The organism is Actinacidiphila polyblastidii, from assembly GCF_036353415.1.
Classification (GTDB): Bacteria; Actinomycetota; Actinomycetes; order Streptomycetales; family Streptomycetaceae; genus Actinacidiphila; species Actinacidiphila polyblastidii.
Window position 1 is genome coordinate 58,570 of record NZ_JAZEWV010000027.1, and the last position, 16,896, is coordinate 75,465.

The window sequence follows — 16,896 nt, forward strand, 5'->3', positions numbered from 1 at the left end:
GCACGCACCGTCATCACGACCACGACCACGACCACGACCACCGGTCGCCGACCGGACCTTCGCAGGGGGAAACGCACCGATGTCCAGCCGCACCACGCCTCCCACGCCGCCCACACCTCCCACGCCGCCCGGATCGCCGGGGTCGCCCGGCCCCTCGGGTCCCTCAGGACCGGCCGGCTCTCCCGGGGCGGGCGGTCCGCCGCCGGACGGCGCCGACCGCGCGCCCGTGCTGCGGATGGACGGGCTGACGCGCGTGCACGGCAGCGGCGCCACCGAGGTGCACGCGCTGCGCGGCATCGACCTGGACGTCTTCCCCGGTGAACTCGTCGCCGTGATGGGGCCGTCCGGCTCGGGGAAGTCCACCCTGCTGACCATCGCCGGCGGCCTCGACCTGCCCACCTCCGGCCGGGTCGTGGTCGAGGGCACCGACCTGACCCGGGCCGGCCGCAAGGAGCTGGCGGCCCTGCGCCGGCGGAGCATCGGGTACGTCTTCCAGGACTACAACCTGATCCCCGCCCTCACCGCCGCGGAGAACGTGGCGCTCCCCCGTGAGCTGGACGGCATGTCCGCCCGCAGGGCGAGGAAGGAGGCGCTGGCCGCGCTGGAGGAGACCGGCCTCGGGCAGCTCGCCGACCGCTTCCCCGACGAGATGTCCGGCGGCCAGCAGCAGCGGGTGGCGATCGCCCGCGCGCTGGTCGGCGACCGCCGCCTGGTGCTGGCGGACGAGCCGACCGGCGCGCTGGACTCCGAGACCGGAGAGGCGGTCCTCGCGCTGCTGCGGACGCGGTGCGACGCGGGCGCGGCGGGCATCCTGGTCACCCACGAGCCGCGGTTCGCGGCCTGGGCGGACCGGGTGGTGTTCCTGCGGGACGGCTCGGTCGTCGACATGACGCTGCGCTCCTCCGCGGAGTCGCTGCTCACCGGCGGGACCGCGTCATGAGCGGCGTGCGCGGGGTCCCGTTCGCCTCCTGGCGGGTCGCGGTGCGCATCGCCCGCCGCGACGCCTGGCGGAACAAGGGCCGCAGCCTGATGGTGCTGGCGATGATCGCGCTGCCCATCATGGGTGTCAGCGCCGCCGACATCACCATCCGCAGCTCCCAGTTGACGCAGCAGCAGAAGATCACCCGCGACATGGGAGCCGCGGACGCCCGGCTCAGGAGTTCGGGCATGGGCCGCCAGCCGGTGTTCCAGTCGCCCGACGACGACCAGGTGGCGCCGGTCCACGAGGATTCCGACGCGGCGGCGATCCAGGACGACACGGACTCCGTGGACCCGAGGACCGCGATCCCGGCGGGCGCGCGGTGGATCACCGACGCCCGCGCGTATGCGCAGATCCACACCAGAAGCGGCCTGCTGGAGACCGAGATCAGGGAGTTCAAGGCCGACGACCCGCTGGCCGAGGGCGTCGTGGACCTCGACCGCGGCCGCTTCCCCGCCGCGCCGGACGAGATGATCGCCACCCAGGCGTTCCTGAAGTCGAGCGGTCTGCACGTCGGTTCGCGGGTGACCGCGTACGGCTTCGGCCGCGGCTACCGGATCGTCGGCGCGTACGACCTGCCGAGCAGCCTGTCGACGGAGCAACTGACCGCCCTGCCGGGCTCGTTCATCGCCGCCTACGACACGGCGCGCAGGGCCGCGGGGGCCGACGTGGCGTCGATGGACGCCCCGGACTACCTGGTGGAGCTGCCCGGCGACTTCACCTGGAGTCAGGTCGAGCACGCCAACACCCTCGGCGTGACGGTCTCCTCGCGCGCCGTGCTGCTGCACCCGCCGGCCGACGCGCAGGTCCCGCTCTTCTCCGTGCACGGTGGCCGGGAGCAGTCGGCGCAGGACGGCGCGCAGCGCGCGATCGCGGTGGCCGCTGCGGCGACGATAGCGGGTCTGGCGATGCTGGAGATCTGCCTGCTGGCGGGCCCGGCGTTCGCGGTCGGGGCCAGGCGGTCCCGACGGCAGCTCGGCCTGGTGGGGGCCAACGGCGGTGACCGCAGGCACATCCGGGCCATCGTGCTCTCGGGCGGCCTGGTGATCGGCGCCGTCGCCGCCGTGGTGGGCACCGCGCTCGGCATCGGCCTGACGGCCCTGCTGCGCGGACCGCTGGAGGGGTATGTGGGGACGCGGTTCGGCGGCCTCGCGCTGCGGCCGGCGGAGCTGCTGGGCATCGGCGGACTCGCCGTCCTCACCGGGCTGCTGGCGGCGATCGTGCCCGCGATCACCGCCTCCCGGCAGAGCGTGCTGGCCTCGCTCACCGGCCGCCGCGGGGTGCGGCACGCCAACCGGGTGCTGCCGGTCGTCGGGCTCGGCGCGATCTGCCTGGGCGGTGGCGTCGCCGTGTTCGGTTCGATGCGCACCGACAACAACCTGGTGGTCGCCGGTGGTTCCGCCGTCGCCGAGCTGGGGATGGTGGCGCTCACGCCGACGCTGGTCGGCATGTCGGGGCGCCTCGGCCGGTGGCTGCCGCTGGGCCCGCGGCTGGCGCTGCGCGACGCGGTGCGCAACCGGGGCCGTACGGCGCCCGCCGTCGCGGCGGTGCTGGCGGCCGTCGCCGGGACGGTCGCGGTCGCCACCTATGCCGCCAGCTCGGACCGCCAGGACCGGGACGGCTACCAGGCGCGGGCGCCGCGCGGGGTGTTCGTGGTGAGCAGCGGCACCAACCAGGGCCGGGACCTGCCCGCGGTACGGGCGGCGGTCGAGAAGGAGCTGCCGGTCTCCGGACGCGCCGATGTGTCGCGGCTGGCGGTGGGCAGCCGGATCTGCGACCTGTTCAGCTCGCAGAAGGACTGCGGCAGCATCACCGTGCTGATGCCCAAGGCCAACCAGTGCCCGATGGACGGGCCTGACGGCCCCGAGGCGCTGAGCGTCGGGCAGCGGCGCGCGCTCTCCACCGACTGGCGCTGCGCCCGCAACGGCGGGCAGCTGGTGATCGACTCCGAGGGCGGTCTGCTGGTGGGCGGCCCCGCGGTGCTGCACGCGCTCGGCGTACGGGACGGCGCGGCCGAGCGGGCGCTGCTGCGCGGCGAGACCGTGCTGTTCGACAGGGCCGACCTGGACGGCGGACGGCTCAAGCTGGAGATCGACGCCGACATGTCGGCCGCGGTGCCGCGGAACGCCGACGGCTCCTCGACGGGCGGGCCGACCGGCACGGTGAAGTCGCTGCCCGCGCATCTGAGCGGCACGCAGCAGCCGTACGGGGTGGTCGCGGTGATACCGCAGCGCACGGCCGAGGCGGCGGGGATGCGCACGGTGCCGCTGGGCTCGCTCTTCACCACCTCGCGGATGCCGAACGACTCGGAGCGGCAGGCGCTCAGCTCGGACATGGCCAAGCTCGGCACGAACGCGGACAGCTATCTGGAGCGCGGCTACGAGCCGCAGGGCCGGCTGGTGCTGCTGGCGCTGACGATCTTCGCGGGCCTGGTCACGGTGGGCGCCGCGGGCATCGCCACCGGGCTCGCACAGACCGACGCGGAGCCCGACCTGCGCACACTCGCCGCGATCGGTGCGGCACCGCGGGTGCGCAGGACGCTCTCCGGGTTCCAGTGCGGGGTGGTGGCGGCGATGGGCGTGGTGCTGGGCACCGCGGCGGGCGTGCTGCCCGCGGTGGGGCTGCGGCGCGCCGAGCGGCGGCATGAGTGGACCTTCTACCACCAGATGATCGATCAGGGCTGGGGGGACGTGCGCGACGTCCCGCACGTGCCGATCGTGTTCCCGTGGACGACCATGGTCCTGCTCGTGGTCGCGGTACCCGCGGGCGCGACGCTCCTTGCCGCGCTGGTCACGCGCTCGCGCACGGAATTGGCCCGCCGGGCTGAGGGCTAGCGCAGGCGTGCGGGACAATGGACGCATGGAGATGCCGATGAACGAACGGTCGCCGGAGAACGCGCAGAATCCGCAGGTCCTGGTCGTGGGACCGGACGGAATGGCCCTCAGCGGCGCCCCTGTGGGCGACGGTGGGGAACCGCGCGAAGTGCCGGTGACGGAGATGGTCGAGCAGCCTGCGAAGGTCATGCGCATCGGCAGCATGATCAAGCAGCTCCTTGAGGAGGTGCGGGCGGCTCCGCTGGACGAGGCCAGCCGGGTGCGCCTGAAGGAGATCCACGCCAGCTCGGTGAAGGAGCTGGAGGCAGGGCTCGCGCCCGAGCTGGTGGAGGAGTTGGAGCGGCTGTCGCTGCCGTTCATGGACGACAGCGTGCCGAGCGACGCCGAGTTGCGGATCGCCCAGGCGCAGCTCGTGGGTTGGCTGGAGGGCCTCTTCCACGGCATCCAGACGGCGCTGTTCGCACAGCAGATGGCGGCGCGCGCCCAGCTCGAGCAGATGCGGCGGGCGCTGCCGCCCGGTGTGGGCGGCCAGGAGGAGGAGCACCAGATCGGCGGCCGTACCGGAGGTCCCTACCTCTAGGTCCGTCGTGCGGATCTCCGCGGCGCACGCGGGCCGGGGCTCACCACCCCGCGCCCGCCGCTGCGGCCCTGCTCCCGCCGCTACGGCTCTGCGCCCGTCGGCCGGCCGCGCCTCGCGTCAGCTGGCGCCCTTGCCCGTGGAGACCCAGATGGTGATCTTGCCGTCGGTCTTCGGGTTGTAGTCGTCCAGGTACTTGGGGTTCTGGTTGGTGACGGTGCCCTTGCCCCACTGCTGCTCGTCGACCGACTTGATCTGGTACGGCCAGCCGGCGGCCTGGAAGCAGGCCACGACGGAGTCGACGTAGACGAGGCTGACGTTCGGCATCGTCACGACCTCGGGCTTGCCGGGGTTGATCAGGTCGTTGTGGGCGCTGGTGCACGAGTCGGTGGAGACGGTGCGGCTCTGGTCGCCCTGCACGACGTCGTTCGCGCCGGTGGTGCTGGTCGCGGAGGTGGACGCCGAGGCCGAGGTGGCGGGCGGGGTGCTGGGGTTGTCGTCCGCCGCGTCGCCGCCTCCGCCGCCGCTCATCGCGGCGATGATCACGATGACGACCGCGATCGCGGCGACGGCCACCACGGAGCCCACGACGACCGAGGTGTTCGGGCCGCGTCCGCCGCCGGAGGCCCCGCCGCGCTGCTGCGGGAGCGGGGCGTGCGGGAGCGGGGCGTGCGGGAGAGAGGTGTGCGGGGGCGGCGGCGCCATCGCGTAGCCGGGTGCGGGCGGCGGCGTCTGCGGGCCCTGGTTCGGGTAGCCGTAGGCCGACGGCGGCGTCGAGGGGCCGTACGGGCTGGGCGCCGGCATGTAGGGGGTGTGGACGTGCGGCGGCGGAGCCTGCAACGGCCCCTGCGCGGACGGGAAGACGGAGGCCGCGACGCCCTCGCCGCGGCTGGTGGCGGCGGTCGCGCCGGAGATCAGCGGCATCGTGTCGCGGGCGGTGGCGGCGAGCACCCGCTCCGACGCGTCGTGCATGGCGTCGGCGGTCGGGAAGCGCTCGGCCGGGTTCTTCCGCAGCGCGCGGGCCACCAGGGCGTCCACCGCCGGGCCCAGCGCGGTGTTGAAGGCGGACGGCGCAGGCGGCGTCTCCTGCACGTGCTGGTAGGCCATCGCCAGCGGCGAGTCCGCGTCGAACGGCAGCCGGCCGGTGAGCAGTTCGAAGAGCATGCAGCCGACCGAGTACAGGTCGGAGCGCTCGTCCACGCCGCGGCCGAGGGCCTGTTCGGGGGAGAGGTACTGGGGGGTGCCGACGACCATGCCGGTCTGGGTCATCGACGTCACGCCGGACTGCATGGCGCGGGCGATGCCGAAGTCCATCACCTTGACCACGCCGCGCTTGGTGATCATCACGTTGCCGGGCTTGATGTCGCGGTGGACCAGGCCCATCTCGTGGCTGACCGCGAGCGCGGCGAGCACGTCGCCGGTGATCTTCAGCGCCCGGTCGGCGGGCATCGCGCCGTGCTGCGCGACGTCCGCGGCGAGCACCTCGCCGAGCGGCCGGCCCTCCACGTACTCCATCACGATGTACGGCACGACCTGGCCGTCGACGGCGTCCTCGCCGGAGTCGAAGACCGAGACGATGTTGGTGTGGTTGAGCTTGGCCACCGACTGGGCCTCGCGGCGGAAGCGCTCGCGGAAGGACTGCTCGTTGCCGAGGTTGGTGTGGAGCGTCTTGACGGCCACCGGGCGGTCCAGGACCGTGTCGTGTGCCAGGTGCACCGACGCCATGCCGCCCTGGCCCAGCAGGTCACGCAGGACGTAGCGCCCGCCGCCGACCGAGCGTCCCGTGTACCCGGCCTGTGTGGCGTCCCCGCTCATCCGTACTGCTCCCCCTGGAAGACCATCACGGGGCACAGCTGTCCCCGAGCTTGCCCGCCAAGTCTGGTCGATCGCACGGACACGTCAAGTTTGTTGACCATCTCGTCACCTGATGCGCATCGTCCGCGCACAGGACGCCGGCCCCGGGGCGGGCGGCGCACCGCGGCGGGCCCCCTGCCTGTGGACAAAGGCGTTGCGGATACGGAAAGGCGGTACGGTGGCGCACCAGAGGCGATGGCAGAACGACCGATGCACGAACGACGGCGAGGACTGATGGTCGACCCCAATGAGACGGCCGCGGGCACCGGAGCGTCGGAGACGTCCGGCCGGTGGGGCGTGGGCGGGCTGGTCGGCGACGGGCGCTACCGGCTGACCGGCCGGCTCGGCCGCGGCGGCATGGCGGAGGTCTTCGCCGCCGAGGACGTGCGGCTGGGCCGGATCGTCGCGGTGAAGCTGCTGCGCACCGACCTGGCGGAGGACCCGACGTCCAAGGCCCGGTTCACCCGCGAGGCGCAGTCCGTGGCGGGCCTGAACCACCACGCGGTCGTCGCGGTGTACGACTCCGGCGAGGACCGCACGGCGACCGGTACGGTGCCGTACATCGTGATGGAGCTGGTCGAGGGCCACACCATCAAGGACCTGCTCTCCGGGCCGACGCCGCCGCCCGCGGACCAGGCGCTGCTGATCGTCTCCGGGGTGCTGGACGCCCTCGCGTACAGCCACCACCACGGCATCGTGCACCGGGACATCAAGCCCGCGAACGTCATCATCACCATGACCGGCGCGGTCAAGGTGATGGACTTCGGCATCGCCCGTGCGCTGCACGGCGCCGCGAGCACCATGACGCAGACCGGCATGGTCATGGGCACCCCGCAGTACCTCTCCCCCGAGCAGGCGCTCGGCAAGACCGTCGACCACCGCAGCGACCTGTACGCGACCGGCTGCCTGCTCTACGAGCTGCTCACGCTGCGCCCGCCGTTCGTCGGCGAGACGCCGCTGTCGGTCGTGTACCAGCACGTGCAGGACGAGCCGCGGCCGCCGTCGCAGGTCAACGACCGGGTGCCGCCGGAGCTGGACGGCCTGGTGCTGCGCGCGCTCGCCAAGCACCCCGACGACCGCTTCCAGACCGCGGAGGAGATGCGCGGCGTGGTGGGGTACGCCCACCAGGCGCTGACCCAGCAGGGCGGCTGGACCGGCGGCGCGTGGAGCACCGGCGCGATCCCCGCGCCCGCGCCCGGTCCCACCGGCACGGCCCCGACGATGGTCCAGCCGGGCAGGGGCACCGGCAACACCGCGGAGCTCGGCCTGCCGCTGCTGGCCGGCCTCGGCGGCGCCGGCGCCGCCGACGACGAGACCGGCTACGGCGAGCGCCCGCCGAGCGGCCGCGGGAACCGCTGGCTGAAGCCGGCGCTGTTCGCGATCGCCGCGGTCATGGCCATCGCGCTCGGCGTCTTCCTGGCCACCCACGGCGGCGGCAGCGGCGACACGCCCGCCGACACGAAGCAGCCGACGGCCCCCCAGCAGACCGCGCAGCCGTCCGACCAGCCGACGGACGAGCAGCCGACGGACACCGGCGAGGTCAGCACCGAGCCCACGGACACGGACACCGGCACTCCGACGGACACGCCGTCCACCACCGCGCCGACGACGCCCACCACGACGCCGCCGACCACGGCGACGACACCGCCGCCGACCACCACGAAGCCGCCGACCACCCCGCCGACGACGGCTCCCACCACGACGCCGCCGACGACGGCGCCCACGACTGCGCCGACCCCGGACGAGGGGGGCTGACGGCCGACCGCCGAGCCGGCCGCCCGCTCACCCCGCGAAGGAGTCCCGCACCGCCTCGTACTCCCGCGTCCACCACACCGCGAGCGCCGAGGCGGCCGGGAAGAGCGGGTCGGAGCGGCGGTCGTGGCGGCGGTAGCGCCAGTCGAGCATCCAGAAGTCGTTGAGCCGCTCCCACCACACCCGGTGCACCGCGGCCGCGACCTCCGCGGCGGGCATGCCCGCGGCCTTGCGGTAGGCGGCGGCGTAGGCCCGCACCTTCCGCAGGTCGAGACGGCCGTCCCTCGGGTGGACGAAGAAGATCGCGGCGGCCCGTACCGCCTCCTCGGCGCGCGGGCGGACGTCGAGGCGGTCCCAGTCGACGATCGCCGCCGGCTCGTCGCCGCGGTAGAGCAGGTTGAGCGGGTGGAAGTCGCCGTGCACCCAGCCGGCCACCGGCCGCTCGGCGTCCGGCGGCCTGCGGTGGGCGTGCCGCATCAGCAGCTCCCGGCGCTCCAGCAGGCGGCGCTCGGCGAGCGCGTCGAAGGCGGCGTCGAGGGCGTCGTGCGGCCGGTGGGCGTGGACCAGGGAGAGCAGCTCGTCGATGTCGGCGTGGGTGCGGGCCGGGTCGGCGCTCGGGTGGCGGTCCCGCGCGGGCACCGGCACCGCGTCCTGCACCCGGGCCAGCGCGGTGTGCACCCGGCCGAGCAGCGCGCCGAGGCGGCGCGACTGGGCGAGGGTCAGCTCGGTGCCCTCGCGGTGGCTGCCGTCGATCCACGGGAACAGGGCGTAGCCGTCGCCGCCGGTGACGGTGACGGTGTGCCCCCAGGCGTCCGGCAGCGGGGCGGCGACGGGGAGGCCGAGCCGGTCCAGCGCGCGGGTCGCGCGGTGCTGGCGGACGATGACCACCGGATCGGCGGTATCGGCGGCGATGTACCGCTTCACGAAGTAGCGGCCGCGGGTGGTGGTCAGCCGCCAGCCCTGGTTGAGCAGGCCGCGGGGGACCGGGCGGCAGGCGAGCGGCTCCCCGGCCCCGTCGTAGCGACGCAGCAGTGAGGCCAGCGCGGACGGCGCCGATGGCGCGGACGGCGCCGCAGGCTTCGTCGCCGTGCAGGTCACGCGTTCAGCGTAGATCACGGAGTGCCGCTGTCGATCACGGAGCGTTTTCGCCTGACAGCGCGGGGTCGGCGGGCTTATTCTGCCCCCGGTCACTCCGGGTCATGATCGGTTCACGTTCCGGCGTGCGCCCGCGCGCCGGCTTCCCGGGGGCGCGCGTCGCCGCGCCCGGCCGGCCGGGCGGCCGGCCGGGCACCCCTCGGAGCGAGCCGCGCCGGGGACGCGCTCCCACCGCCAGGAGGGGGAACTCGCCCCTTACGGAGTTTCGCCATCCGGGATACGGTGCGATTGTCCCGGTGGCCTGCGGGAACGCGGTCTTGTCGTGAACTTACTAGGAAATCCAAGCAAAACCGCAGGTCGGACGGCTTCGCACAATCGCGGAACTTGTGGGTAACGTCTGATGTTGCAGGCCATCCGCCGGGGCGTTGTCACGCCTGGCCCGGCCATGCCGCACACACCCCGTGCGCCACGCCGGATCAGGTGAGCCGCACTGGTTTCCCCGGCGGACCCCGGGGGCCGGACAGACGGAGGAGCGAACGTGAGCGTGAAGAGCACTGCCGCGCGGAGGACGCCTCGCGGCGGCGCGAAGCGCCGTGGGGGCGAGCCCGGGCTCGTACAGCTGCTGACCCCCGAGGGCGAGCGCGTCGAGCACAGCGAGTACTCCATCGACCTGACGCCGGAAGAGCTGCGCGGCCTGTACCGCGACATGGTGCTGACCCGGCGCTTCGACGCCGAGGCGATCACCCTGCAGCGCCAGGGCGAGCTGGGCCTGTGGGCCTCCCTGCTCGGCCAGGAGGCGGCGCAGATCGGCTCCGGCCGGGCCACCCGCGCCGACGACTACGTCTTCCCGACCTACCGGGAGCACGGCGTCGCGTGGACCCGCGACGTGGACCCGCTGAACCTGCTCGGCATGTTCCGCGGCGTGAACAACGGCGGCTGGGACCCGAACGAGAACAACTTCCACCTCTACACGATCGTCATCGGCTCGCAGACGCTGCACGCCACCGGCTACGCGATGGGCGTGGCCAAGGACGGCGCGGACTCGGCGGTCATCGCCTACTTCGGCGACGGCGCCTCCAGCCAGGGCGACGTGGCGGAGGCGTTCACCTTCGCGGCGGTCTACAACGCCCCGGTGGTCTTCTTCTGCCAGAACAACCAGTGGGCGATCTCCGAGCCGACCGAGAAGCAGTCCCGGGTGCCGATCTACCAGCGCGCGGACGGCTTCGGCTTCCCGGGCGTCCGGGTGGACGGCAACGACGTGCTGGCGGTGCTCGCGGTGACCCGCGCGGCGCTGGAGCACGCCCGCAGCGGGCAGGGCCCGATGCTGGTCGAGGCGTTCACCTACCGGATGGGCGCGCACACCACCACCGACGACCCGACCCGCTACCGCGCCGACGAGGAGCGCGAGGAGTGGGCGTCGAAGGACCCGATCGCCCGGCTGCGGACCTACCTGGAGAAGGCCGGCCTGGCCGACGAGGCGTTCTACGCGGAGATCGACGTGGAGAGCGACGCGCTCGCCAAGCGGGTCCGCGACGGCGTGCGGAACATGCCGAACCCGGACGTCATGGCGATCTTCGAGAACGCCTACGCCGACGGGCACGCCCTGGTCGACGAGGAGCGCGCGCAGTTCGCCGAGTACCTCGCCTCCTTCGACGACGCGGGTCAGCCCGCCGCGCACGGAAAGGGCCACTGACATGACCCAGATGCCCCTGGCCAAGGCCCTCAACGAATCGCTGCGCAAGGCGCTGGAGAACGACCCGAAGGTCCTCATCATGGGGGAGGACGTCGGCCGGCTCGGCGGCGTCTTCCGGATCACCGACGGCCTGCACAAGGACTTCGGCGAGGACCGGGTGATCGACACCCCGCTCGCCGAGTCCGGCATCGTCGGCACCGCGGTCGGCCTGGCCCTGCGCGGCTACCGCCCGGTCGTGGAGATCCAGTTCGACGGGTTCGTCTTCCCCGCGTACGACCAGATCGTCACGCAGCTCGCCAAGATGCACGCCCGCGCGCTCGGCAAGATCAAGCTGCCGGTGGTCATCCGGATCCCCTACGGCGGCGGCATCGGCGCGGTGGAGCACCACAGCGAGTCGCCCGAGGCGCTGTTCGCGCACGTCGCGGGGTTGAAGGTGGTCTCACCCTCGAACGCCAACGACGCGTACTGGATGCTCCAGCAGGCCATCGAGTGCGACGACCCGGTGATCTTCTTCGAGCCGAAGCGGCGCTACTGGGACAAGGGCGAGGTCGACACCACCGCCGTCCCGGGCGACCTGCACAAGGCGGTCGTCGTGCAGGAGGGCACCGACCTCACGCTCGTCGCGTACGGGCCGATGGTGAAGGTCTGCCGGGAGGCGGCCGCGGCCGCCGCGAAGGAGGGCCGCAGCCTGGAGGTCGTGGACCTGCGCTCGATGTCGCCGATCGACTTCGACACCGTGCAGGCGTCGACGGAGAAGACCGGCCGGCTCGTCGTGGTGCACGAGGCGCCGGTCTTCTACGGCGCGGGCGCGGAGATCGCCGCCCGGATCACCGAGCGGTCCTTCTACCACCTGGAGGCGCCGGTACTGCGCGTGGGTGGGTTCCACGCGCCGTATCCGCCGGCCCGCCTGGAGGAGGAGTACCTGCCGGGTCTTGACCGGGTGCTGGACGCCGTCGACCGCGCGCTGGCGTTCTGAGGAGAGGGTTGTGACAGTCATGACCGCACAGACACAGGCGCAGCGCTTCCGCGAGTTCAGGATGCCGGACGTCGGCGAGGGCCTGACCGAGGCGGAGATCCTCAAGTGGTACGTGGCGGTGGGCGACACCGTCACCGACGGCCAGGTCGTCTGCGAGGTGGAGACCGCGAAGGCGGCCGTCGAGCTGCCGATCCCGTACGACGGCGTGGTCAGCGAGATCCGCTTCGGCGAGGGCACGACGGTGGACGTCGGCACGGCGATCATCGTGGTCGACGCCGGGTCCGGCGCCGAGCCCGCTGCCGGGCCGGCCGCGGAGCCGCCGGCCGTCAAGGCGCCGGCGCCCGCGCCCGCCCCGGCCGCGGAGGAGCCCGCCGAGCAGGCCCCCAAGCGCCAGGCGGTGCTGGTGGGGTACGGGGTCGCGCCGTCGGCCACCACCCGCCGCCCCCGCAAGCAGCCGTCCGGCGCCGGGCAGGCCGCGCCCGCGGCGCTGAACGGGCACGCGGCGCCTGCGGCCCCCGCCCCGGCTCCGGCCGCGCCCGCCCCCCCGGCTCCCGCGGCGGAGCGCCCGCTCGCCAAGCCGCCGGTGCGCAAGCTGGCCAAGGACCTGGGCATCGACCTGGCGACGGTCGCGCCGACCGGCCCGAACGGCGTGGTGACGCGCGAGGACATCCGTGCCGCCGCCGCCCCGCCGGCCAGGCTGCCGTCCACGGCGGCGCAGGCCGGCGGCACGTCGGCCGCCGGCGCCCCCTCCGCCACGGCGGGGACGGCGGAGCGCGAGATCCGCATCCCGGTCAAGGGCGTCCGCAAGGCCACCGCGCTGGCGATGGTGGCCAGCGCCTTCACCGCGCCGCACGTCACGGAGTTCGTGACGTGCGACATCACCCGGACGATGAAGCTGGTCCAGGAGCTCAAGGCCGATCCGGCGTTCGCCGGGCTGCGGGTCAGCCCGCTGCTGCTGGTCGCCAAGGCGCTGCTGGTCGCCATCCGGCGCAACCCGCAGGTCAACGCCTCCTGGGACGAGCAGAACCAGGAGATCGTGCAGAAGTCGTACGTCAACCTGGGCATCGCCGCGGCGACCCCGCGCGGACTGGTCGTGCCCAACATCAAGGACGCGCACGACAGGACGCTGCCGGAGCTGGCCGCCGCGCTCGGCGAGCTGGTCGCCACGGCGCGCGAGGGCAGGACCTCGCCGGCCGCGATGCAGGGCGGCACCGTCACCATCAGCAACGTCGGCGTCTTCGGCGTCGACACCGGCACGCCGATCCTCAACCCCGGTGAGTCCGCGATCCTCGCCTTCGGCGCGGTCAAGCTCCAGCCGTGGGTGCACAAGGGCAAGGTGAAGCCCCGCCAGGTCACCACGCTCGCGCTCTCCTTCGACCACCGGCTGGTCGACGGCGAGCTGGGCTCCCGGGTGCTCGCCGACGTGGCGGCGGTCCTGGAACAGCCGAAGCGCCTGCTCAGCTGGGCGTGACCGCACACGACGGAGGGCCCGGACGTACAAACGTCCGGGCCCTGCGTCGTGCGTGTTACGCCCGCATACGGGCGCTTTCGTGCTGCTATCGACTGTATGGTCGTCTCGGTCTCCGTGGTCCTGCTGCTGGTGCTGCTCGCCGCCATGCTGATGCGCAACCGCGCACTGAAGCCGAGTCACGCGGTGCTCTGCGTGCTGCTCGGCTTCTGCCTGGCGTCCACGAGCCTGGCGCCCACCATCCAGTCCACGCTCACCTCGACGGCGAGCCTGGTCGAGACGATGCGGCCATGACCGCCCGGCTCCAGGTCAGGCCCACCGCCGGGCTTTCCGTCCGGATCTCCGACCGGCTCCGCGTCAGGCGACGGTGAAGGCGCGGTAGACGCTGGTGACGGTCTGGTTGCCGCCGACGTCGGTGACGCGGGCGCTGAGCGAGAGTTCGGCTCCCGCGTGCTGGGCGGGCAGGGCGGCCGTCCAGCCGCCGCCGGTGTGGCTGACCGTCAGCGCGTGCCAGCTGCGGCCGCCGTCGGTGGAGCCGAAGACCTCCACCTTCTTCGCGGTGCTCGGCCACATCGGGACGCCCGCCTGGGTGCTGGTGCGGTCCAGGGTCAGCGGGATCGAGGCGGCGTGCCCGGCCGGCAGGTGGTTGTACGGGTCGAGGCCGTTCGGCAGGAACCGGGTCAGGAAGGCCGGCGGGACCGCGTCGGAGGTCGGGCCGGCGTGGAAGGAGAAGGCGACGTCGGTGCCGGTCGACATCATGCCCGCGGGCTGCGGTACGCCTGCGGCGTGCCGGTAGCCGTGCACCTTCAGGGTGTAGGCGGCCGAGGTGCTGATCGGCGCCCAGAAGGTGCTGGGGCCCTTCGCGGACGGGGAGTTGCCCAGGCCGGTCCTGGTGACGACCGCCTTGCCGTCGCGGTAGAGCGTCGCGGTGGCGTTGATCGTGATGTCCGCGCCGGCGGCCTTCGGGTCGGCGACCAGGCCGGAGGTGAAGAAGCCCAGCTCGCCCTTCTGCACGAAGGGCAGGTACCGGGTCGGGCCCCACACCGCGCGGCCGAAGTCGAGTGCGGTGGTGGCGCCGGCCGCGACGGTCGTGTCGTAGTGCCAGGTGTCGAGGGTGAACTTCCAGCTCCCCGGGCTCACGTGGAGGACCTTCTCGAAGGGCAGCTTGGTGAAGCTGTTCGGCGTCCCCAGCTTCTGGTCGCAGCCGGTGCCCTGCGTGTCGGATTCGAGCGGGGCGGTCTGCGTGTTCAGCGACGAGGGGCCGGTCGACGCCTTCACGTCGACGGTGCCGAGGGAGGCGCGCGGGACGGTGATCGGGTCGCCGGTCGGCGCGATGGCTCCCGAGACGTCCCACACCTCCTTCTGCGTCGCCGAGGACCAGGTCGCGTGGTAGCCCAGCCGGGTCTGCGGGTCGTCGGTCGGGATGACGTAGACCCCGCCGGTCGGGCGGGTGCCGGTCGTGGTCTCGAAGTCGTCGTTGACGCCGGCCACGCACATCCGGGCCGCGATCGACTGCACGTAGGAGGCGCCCGGCGGCGTGTCGAGGGCGACCCGCAGCGGCTTGCCCTGCCGCGCGTCCAGGGTCAGGGCCGTCGGGGCGCTGTCGGCCACGGTGACGATCTGCGCGGCCAGCGTGCTGGGGCCGTCCTGGGCGTTCAGGCCGTTGTCGTCGATCCGGGTGACGACCGCGTACTGTCCGGGGGCGAGCGTCACCGGCCAACCGCTCTGGTACTCGTGGACCCCGTCACCGGCGTGCGGCGTCAGGCTGGTCACGGTCATCCACGAGGTGACCTTCGCCCCCTCCCGGTTGAGCGTCGTGACCGTGAGCGACCCGGCGTCGGCGGCCGCGGTGCCCGCCGTGCCCGCGATCACCGCGGGTACGGCCACGGCGACGGCGGCCGCGATTGCCCCCGCCCGCCCGGTTCGTATGCGTCGCACGGTAAACCCCTCCCCTAGTTCCCTGTGCTTTCAGATGAACGAAAGGCCCGCAAGGTTGTTCCCCGCGGGCCTTTCACTTTCCGTGCCGGTCGTCACCCGAGCGCGTACGCCCGGTACACCGTGGTCTCGGTGGTGTCGCCGGCCGCGTCGGTGACCAGCGAGCGCAGCGAGATCGCGCCGGAGGACGGGTTGGCGATGTTCACCGACCAGGCGGAGCCGCTGTGCTTCACCGGCTGGTACGCCCAGGTGAGGCCGCCGTTGTTGGAGGCGTAGACCTTCACGGACTTGACGGTGTCCTTGGGCGTCGGCGCGTTGGGGCCGACGGAGGGCCGCACCACCCACAGCGCCACCGCGGTGGTCGTGTGCGGCGTGGCGGTGTTGTTCAGGGTGAGGCCGCCCGGCACGAACTGGGTGAGGAAGCCGGGGACCGCCGCGTCCGTCCGCGGATCGGCCTTGAAGTGGAACTTCACCGAGGACGCCGTGGACAGCATGTTCGTGGGGAAGGTCACGCCCGGCCGGTAGCGGGTCGAGGTGACGGCCAGGGTGTACCAGCCGGTGGACTTCATACCGGAGTAGAAGGTGCTGTCCGGACCTCCCCAGTCGGTCACCGTGCCCCTGGCGAGGACCGTGCTGCCGAAGCTCAGCTGCGCGGTGCTGCGCTCGCTCGCCTCGAAGCCGGTCGTCGAGGGGTCGTCGAACGCCTCGCCCGTGTCGTACCCGAGGCGACCGGCGAACACGTACGGCAGGGTGCGGGCCGGTCCCCAGGCGGACCGGTAGAAGATCTGCGAGAGCGGCGCGGTGCCGGGCGCGGCGCTCACGGTGCGGTACAGGTCGCCGACGATCTCCGTACCGCCGCTCGCGTCGGCCTCGTCCTCGGCCTGGAGGGTCCAGGTGCCCGCGGTCAGGTGCAGGGTGGTGGTGTACGGGAAGGCGTCGTTGAGCAGCTGGCCGGGCATGCCCGTGGTGCAGGTGGTGTATTTCGGTTCGACGTAGAGGCTGCCGTACCGCCCTTCCTGCGGGCCGCGCCGCGCCTGGACGGAGACGGTGGTCATGTTGCCCCGGGCGAAGGTGCCGCCCGGGGCGCTGGGCAGGCCGGTGTAGCCGCCCTTGGCGATCAGCGTGTCGGAGCCCTTCTGCCACAGCGAGAGATAGCCGAACTGCACGTCCTTCGACGCGTTCGGGATCACGTACATGTGGCCGGCGTTGTTGCTGCCGCCTGCGAGGCCCATCTGGAGGGACAGGTTGGAGCCGCCGCAGACGTGCGCCTGCAGGGTCTGGGAGTAGCCCGTGCCCGGGCTCGAACTCAGGCCCACCGTGAGCGGCTTGCCCTTGCGCGCGTCGATCGTGGTCGCGACGTTCGAGTCGGACACCGTGACGACCTGGGCGCCGAGGGTGTCGGTGTCGTCCTGGTTGTTCCAGATGTCGGTGCTGACCGCGTAGCGGCCCTTGGGCAGCGCGACGGCCTTGCCCGACGTCCCGTTGTAGAGCGATCCCGTGGTGAGGTTCATGATCGTCAACTGTGTGGTGATCTTCCCGCCCGCGCGGGTGAGCGTGGTCACCGTCACCGATCCGCTCGCCGCCTGCGCGGGCTCGGCGGTCACCGATATCAGCGCGGGCACGGCGAGCGCCGCCGCCCCCAGGAGCGCCGTCATTCTTCGCATGGGTTCCCTCCCCGGACGTCCGGCTCCAGCGTGCCTGGTGGGCACGCGAGTCGGAAAACCGGCCGATCG

The 16,896-nt window shown here is 73.2% G+C and carries 12 protein-coding genes; 8 read left to right on the forward strand and 4 right to left on the reverse strand.

What is annotated here, in order from left to right:
- The first annotated feature begins 235 nt into the window (after window positions 1-235).
- From V2S66_RS25545 to V2S66_RS25555, 3 genes are read left to right on the forward strand one after another with little or no spacing between them, the layout of a single operon-like run.
- Entirely contained in the window at window positions 236-940 is a 705-nt protein-coding gene (locus V2S66_RS25545) for an ABC transporter ATP-binding protein (protein ID WP_330798817.1), read from the forward strand.
- Entirely contained in the window at window positions 937-3,813 is a 2,877-nt protein-coding gene (locus V2S66_RS25550) for an ABC transporter permease (protein ID WP_330798819.1), read from the forward strand. The genes V2S66_RS25545 and V2S66_RS25550 overlap by 4 nt, the downstream gene beginning before the upstream one ends.
- A 25-nt stretch (window positions 3,814-3,838) precedes the next feature.
- Entirely contained in the window at window positions 3,839-4,393 is a 555-nt protein-coding gene (locus V2S66_RS25555; RefSeq protein WP_330798822.1) for a bacterial proteasome activator family protein, read from the forward strand.
- Window positions 4,394-4,510: 117 nt separating this feature from the next.
- On the opposite strand, the gene V2S66_RS25560 is transcribed toward V2S66_RS25555, so the two are convergent.
- Window positions 4,511-6,205, reverse strand: a complete 1,695-nt coding sequence (locus V2S66_RS25560) for a protein kinase domain-containing protein (protein WP_330798824.1) — start codon at window positions 6,203-6,205, stop codon at window positions 4,511-4,513.
- A 273-nt stretch (window positions 6,206-6,478) separates the two neighbouring features.
- Here V2S66_RS25560 and V2S66_RS25565 point away from each other — a divergent pair, with 273 nt between their 5' ends.
- Window positions 6,479-7,999: a protein kinase domain-containing protein gene (locus tag V2S66_RS25565; RefSeq protein WP_330798827.1), complete on the forward strand. Its 1,521-nt coding sequence runs from the start codon at window positions 6,479-6,481 to the stop codon at window positions 7,997-7,999.
- Between the two features lie 27 nt (window positions 8,000-8,026).
- Here the strand turns inward: V2S66_RS25565 and V2S66_RS25570 are convergent, their stop codons facing one another.
- Complete coding sequence (locus tag V2S66_RS25570) at window positions 8,027-9,094, reverse strand: phosphotransferase (protein WP_330798830.1); 1,068 nt, start codon at window positions 9,092-9,094, stop codon at window positions 8,027-8,029.
- A 535-nt stretch (window positions 9,095-9,629) separates the two neighbouring features.
- Between V2S66_RS25570 and pdhA the strand changes: the two genes are divergently transcribed.
- The 4 genes from pdhA (at window position 9,630) to V2S66_RS25590 (ending at window position 13,522) form a co-directional block, all read left to right on the forward strand.
- On the forward strand, window positions 9,630-10,784 hold the full coding sequence (gene pdhA, locus V2S66_RS25575; RefSeq protein WP_330798832.1) for a pyruvate dehydrogenase (acetyl-transferring) E1 component subunit alpha: 1,155 nt from the start codon (window positions 9,630-9,632) through the stop codon (window positions 10,782-10,784).
- A gap of 1 nt (window position 10,785) precedes the next feature.
- A complete protein-coding gene (locus V2S66_RS25580) occupies window positions 10,786-11,760 on the forward strand; it encodes an alpha-ketoacid dehydrogenase subunit beta (protein WP_413966480.1) in 975 nt (324 codons plus the stop codon).
- Window positions 11,761-11,779: 19 nt separating this feature from the next.
- A complete protein-coding gene (locus tag V2S66_RS25585) occupies window positions 11,780-13,231 on the forward strand; it encodes a dihydrolipoamide acetyltransferase family protein (RefSeq protein ID WP_330798835.1) in 1,452 nt (483 codons plus the stop codon).
- Between the two features lie 96 nt (window positions 13,232-13,327).
- Window positions 13,328-13,522: a hypothetical protein gene (locus V2S66_RS25590; protein WP_330798836.1), complete on the forward strand. Its 195-nt coding sequence runs from the start codon at window positions 13,328-13,330 to the stop codon at window positions 13,520-13,522.
- A gap of 63 nt (window positions 13,523-13,585) precedes the next feature.
- Here the strand turns inward: V2S66_RS25590 and V2S66_RS25595 are convergent, their stop codons facing one another.
- Both V2S66_RS25595 and V2S66_RS25600 read right to left on the reverse strand, forming a co-directional pair.
- Entirely contained in the window at window positions 13,586-15,166 is a 1,581-nt protein-coding gene (locus V2S66_RS25595; RefSeq protein ID WP_330798838.1) for a hypothetical protein, read from the reverse strand.
- Window positions 15,167-15,258: 92 nt separating this feature from the next.
- Window positions 15,259-16,827, reverse strand: a complete 1,569-nt coding sequence (locus tag V2S66_RS25600; protein ID WP_330798840.1) for a hypothetical protein — start codon at window positions 16,825-16,827, stop codon at window positions 15,259-15,261.
- Window positions 16,828-16,896 lie beyond the last annotated feature (69 nt).